7 protein-coding genes are annotated in these 4,264 nt (G+C 65.8%); 2 read left to right on the top strand and 5 right to left on the bottom strand.

Annotation, left to right across the window (positions count from 1 at the left end; all coding sequences use genetic code 11):
- Positions 1 to 935, top strand: a 935-nt coding sequence (locus IPI99_13920; protein MBK7341599.1) for a hypothetical protein, incomplete at its 5' end; no start/stop codon positions are given.
- A gap of 540 nt (positions 936 to 1,475) precedes the next feature.
- Here IPI99_13920 and IPI99_13915 read toward each other — a convergent pair.
- From IPI99_13915 to IPI99_13895, 5 genes are all read right to left on the bottom strand, one after another.
- On the bottom strand, positions 1,476 to 1,691 hold the full coding sequence (locus IPI99_13915; GenBank protein MBK7341598.1) for a hypothetical protein: 216 nt from the start codon (positions 1,689 to 1,691) through the stop codon (positions 1,476 to 1,478).
- Between the two features lie 110 nt (positions 1,692 to 1,801).
- The gene (locus IPI99_13910; GenBank protein ID MBK7341597.1) at positions 1,802 to 2,173 is read right to left on the bottom strand and encodes a cytochrome b5 domain-containing protein; all 372 of its coding nucleotides are present in this window, start codon (positions 2,171 to 2,173) and stop codon (positions 1,802 to 1,804) included.
- On the bottom strand, positions 2,170 to 3,420 hold the full coding sequence (locus tag IPI99_13905) for a ferric reductase-like transmembrane domain-containing protein (protein MBK7341596.1): 1,251 nt from the start codon (positions 3,418 to 3,420) through the stop codon (positions 2,170 to 2,172). The genes IPI99_13910 and IPI99_13905 overlap by 4 nt, the downstream gene beginning before the upstream one ends.
- A 9-nt stretch (positions 3,421 to 3,429) precedes the next feature.
- Positions 3,430 to 3,735, bottom strand: a complete 306-nt coding sequence (locus tag IPI99_13900) for a hypothetical protein (GenBank protein MBK7341595.1) — start codon at positions 3,733 to 3,735, stop codon at positions 3,430 to 3,432.
- On the bottom strand, positions 3,732 to 3,944 hold the full coding sequence (locus IPI99_13895; protein ID MBK7341594.1) for a hypothetical protein: 213 nt from the start codon (positions 3,942 to 3,944) through the stop codon (positions 3,732 to 3,734). Before IPI99_13895 ends, IPI99_13900 begins: the two co-directional genes overlap by 4 nt.
- A gap of 200 nt (positions 3,945 to 4,144) precedes the next feature.
- Between IPI99_13895 and IPI99_13890 the strand changes: the two genes are divergently transcribed.
- Positions 4,145 to 4,264 (top strand): homocitrate synthase (locus tag IPI99_13890; GenBank protein MBK7341593.1); only part of this gene is annotated, 120 nt, incomplete at its 3' end.

The raw sequence follows: 4,264 nt of genomic DNA, 5'->3' as shown, positions 1-4,264 counted from the left end.
AGACACTCGCCCCCGCCATCGTCGAGACCTGTACCAAGGTTCCGGTCAGCCACGGCCCCGGCGCCCTCGTCAAGGCCCTCGGTAGCGCCCTGCCCGACTGGCATTTTCGTCATGCCCTCAATCGTGGCGGCTGGTACCGGCTGGGCGGCATCATCGACGGCACCGGCCAGCGCGTCAGCGACAGCCTGGAAAGCTGGGCGGAACAAGCCATCGACCAGCGCGACGGCGATATCGGCCGGCTGATCGACGATTTCGCCGGGCAGAGCCTGTTCGCCACCCGCCTGGTCGGCCAGACCCACTACCTGGTGGCTTCGGTCGGCGACGATACCGACGACTTCCTGCAACTGGAAATTGAAGACCTGCAGGAAATGCGCGTCCATCGCCTTTTTGCCAACGAGCCTGCCTCGCTCGAGGAAATCGTCGATCCGCGTGGCGGCGCCGACACCCCCGTCCCGACCGGCCTGCCCACCTACCAGTTCCGCCGCCTGCAGCACATCGGCGCCTTCCTGCGCCGCATGCAGGCGCAAAAGCCCGAGCCGGCCCCCGTTCACCGGATGATCGCCGACTGGACGACGAGCAGCGCCAGCAACGCCAGCGCCTACTTCAACCACTGGGTGATCGCCACCCGCGAACACCTCGACCGCTTCCAGCAGGCCATCCTGCGCGCCCAGCCGATCCCCGCCCGGGCCGGCGACCCGCCGGAATTCGGCGCCAGCCCGGGCACCAGCCAGCTCAAGCTGCAACAAGCGCTGAGCCATTTCGACCGCGAATGCGGCTATCCGATGGCCTGGTATTTCCACATGTTGACCACCAAGGCCGTTCCCCACTGGGTTGCCCAGACCGTCGTCGAAGATGCCCTGGCCGGCTTCGCCTACCTGCCGCAACGCGATGTCGACGTCGTGCGCGGCTGGCTGCACCGGCCCTACGCCGTCTGAAGCGGGGCGGAAAATTTCGATTTTGGCCGTTTTTTCCCGTCGACCGCAGCGATCGCCCCGCCCGCCGCCGCCATGACCCCCATCCCGCCCCGCCTCGCCCTGTGCGCCAGCGCCGAGCTTCTCGAAGGCCGCTACCGGAAGGCGCCCATCACCTTCGAGGGGCAGCGCGAGGAATGCCTGCTCATCCGCTTCGCCGGCATCGCCTACGCCTGCATCAACCGCTGCAGTGCTGTGCCGCGCCGCCTCGACTGCAGCGAACAACCTGCCGTCTTCGACGCCAGCGACCGCCACCTGCGCTGCTCCATGCGGCATCGTCTACCCCCGCAAACCGGCACCTCGCTCGGCACCCTGTTGCGAGCCACAACTGCGGGCACTCGACGTCTACGAGGAAAACGGCGAGGTCGGGCTGGCCGATTTCCGGGTCGGCCCCAGCCAGGCCTGACTGGCGCTGACCGGCCCGGGAGTTTTCCCGATCAGGCCCGGCTTCGGCGGCAAACTACAAAATCGTGCTCGCCCCCTCGGCCGGCAACTCTTGCCGCCTCAGGCGCGAATGTCGATCAGGGCGCCGAGGATCTCGTCGCCGGTTTTGATCACGTTGGCAGCCGCTTTGGCGTCGATTTCGCCCTGGCGCATGGCGACCATCTTGGCCGCCATATCGTCGTTTTCGACGTTCAGGCCGCTGCCGGCGATGGCGGTGCGGTTGATGCTGGCCTGCATGCCTTGCATGCCGACGTTGAGGATGGAACTGATGGACATAGTCGCCTCCGCTGAATGAAGTCATGACACTGAGCATGTCCCATGCCAATGACCATCAAGCGCCACAAGGCAGGACGAATTCTCGGCCGCCTTGGCGGAAAACCGCGCCCTCAGGGCTGCAGCCGGCCGATGCGGAAAGTAGCCAGCAGCTGGTCGGCCTCGGCCGAATGCCGTCGGCCCTTGCCCTTGGTCCGGTAGGCTTCGCTGGCCTCGCGGCCGCACCAGGGATTGATGATGGCCGGGCGCGACGGATGCTCGGGCAGATAGGCACTGAGGTCGTATACCTGCCCGTCGATGGCCATCCAGCAATCTTCCGGCACGGCATGGGCGGCCACCTCGGCCAGCGACAACGCCCGCTCTGCCGGCAGTGCATTCGGCGGCATCGTCCAGGGCAGCGGCCCGGCCTCCCGGCCGAGAAACCAGAAAGCCAGCACGCCGATCCAGAAGGCGCCGGTGGCGAAAATGAACAGGCGGCGGCTCATCGGAATTCGAAGCTCTCGAAATGCAGGCGGGCCGGCGCCACCTGGCGGGAGCGCAGAATCGCTACGGCCGCCGCCACCATCCCCGGCGGCCCGCAAAGGTAGCAATCGCAACCGGCCAGATCCCCGGCCGCCGGCAACAGCGGCGACAGGTCCGGCTGGCCGGCACCGCTGGCCACGGTGACCAGCGACAGCAGCGGTTGCTGCCCGGCCAGCGCTTGCAACTCCTCGTCGTAAGCCACATCGCCGGCATCGCGATGCAGGTAGAGCAGGCGCACCGGTTGGGCCAGGGGGCCGGCCCGCAGGCGGCCCATGAAGGGGGTAATGCCGACCCCGCCGGCCAGCCAGAACTGCGGCCCGGACTGGCCTGCGAAAAAATCGCCGAAGGGGCCCTGAACCCGGACGGCGACGCCGCTTTCCACGGCCTGCAGATGCCCGGTGCAATCGCCCAGGGCCTTGATGCCCAGCGAAAAACGGCCCTCCGGCCCGATGTCGCTGACGGTGAACGGATGAAACTCGCCGCAGCCCCGAAAACCCGGCCCGTCGAAAAAGGCCGCCAGCACGAACTGCCCCGGCTGCACGGCGAGCCCCTGCCCGAGCGGCTGCAGGGCGACTTCGACCATGCCCTCGCCGGCCGCTACCACACCGCTCACCCGATAAGGCCGGGCCGCCCAGCCCTGATCGGCGCGCAGCACGCGCCAGACGATGAAGGCCAGCGCCAGCAGCGGCGCCCACAGCGCCGGGGCATCCAGCCCCAGCCAGAGCAGATGGCCCAAACCGAGCAGCACGGCCAGCGAGAACAGGTGATGCAACCCCCGCCAGTGCCGATACGGCAGGCGCCGGGCCAAGGCCGCTCCCAACCCGGCCATCATGGCCAGCAAGGCCAGCCAGCCCAGCCAGCCGGGCCAGCCCTGCTGCGCCGGCGACAGCACCGCCCAGGCGACGGCCGGCGACTCTTGCCAGCCATCCAGGGCAAGGGCCAGCGGATGAAACAGCAACACCAGGTAGGCCAGCATGCCCAGCCAGTGATGCCAGGCATACATCCGCTCCAGGCCGCCCAGCCCGTCGGCCAGCCATGATTCACGGATCATCAGCAGCAGGCCGGCAAGCAGCAGCCCCCAGCCGACCCAGCCCGAGACGATGGCGGCGCTGCGCCACGCTGGCAATCCCTCGGGGAAAGCCCAGAATACCGGGGCCAGAACCAGAAGGATGGTGATCAGCGGAATCGACAGCCAGCGCCAGCCCAACATCCGCCCCCCTTAGCGCCCGCTACCCGGCGGCAGCAGATGGGCGCAGATATCGCGGCGCCCCGGGCGCAACACCTCGCCCTGCGCCCTCGCCCGTTCAGCCATCTGCTGATGATGCTGCTGGCGATAGGCAAGGCAATCGTCATAATTGCTGAAGCTGCGTATCCGCGCCTGATGCGCGACCCGCTCCTCCGGCGTCATGTACTGCCAGCCGCTGGTATTGCCTTCACTGGCCCGCCATGGCCCGCGCGCCTGAGCTGATCCTGCAAGAAAAAGAGCCAGACCCAGCAAGACCGCAGCCCAAGGGCCAGGCGTCATTTCCTTTTTCCGCCGCATCGTCTTTTCCATTTGGGCACTCCTCCAATTCGAGCATCCCGCTTACTGGTTATCGCTGACTTGTTTGCTTCGTCGGCTGTACGCAACCATTCATCATCGTATCGCTTATCGATGTGATTAATGGAAATTATGTGTTTCGAATGAATGCGTGCAACCAATTTGATGGGGTCGCCAAGCCTGGCTGACTGCATGAGGTTCAACAATAGATTGGGCAGAATTCCCGGATTTCGATTTTGACCATTTTTTCCCGTTGACCGCGGAACTCACTCAAATCTTGTTGCATTCGCGACAAGAAGCCGACAGCAAACCAAAACACAAACTGCTAATCACTAATATTCAATAGCTTACACACTGGCACCACCCTTGCTAAGAACCAGGCAAGGAGATCGCCATGAGCCAACCGTCTTTTGTCACCATCAACGACACCACCCTGCGCGACGGCGAACAGTCGGCCGGCGTGGCTTTCTCGTTGGGTGAAAAGCTGGGCATCGCCAGCCGGCTGGCGACGATC

This window comes from Saprospiraceae bacterium, assembly GCA_016710235.1.
Taxonomy (GTDB): domain Bacteria; phylum Bacteroidota; class Bacteroidia; order Chitinophagales; family Saprospiraceae; genus Vicinibacter.
This window is presented reverse-complemented; position numbering and strand designations above follow the sequence as displayed.

Coding starts and splice junctions, on each gene's coding strand:
- IPI99_13895 (MBK7341594.1), bottom strand. CDS start 3,944: ATGCAGTCAGCCAGGCTTGGCGACCCCATCAAATTGGTTGCACGCATT.
- IPI99_13910 (MBK7341597.1), bottom strand. CDS start 2,173: ATGAGCCGCCGCCTGTTCATTTTCGCCACCGGCGCCTTCTGGATCGGC.
- IPI99_13915 (MBK7341598.1), bottom strand. CDS start 1,691: ATGTCCATCAGTTCCATCCTCAACGTCGGCATGCAAGGCATGCAGGCC.
- IPI99_13900 (MBK7341595.1), bottom strand. CDS start 3,735: ATGACGCCTGGCCCTTGGGCTGCGGTCTTGCTGGGTCTGGCTCTTTTT.
- IPI99_13905 (MBK7341596.1), bottom strand. CDS start 3,420: ATGTTGGGCTGGCGCTGGCTGTCGATTCCGCTGATCACCATCCTTCTG.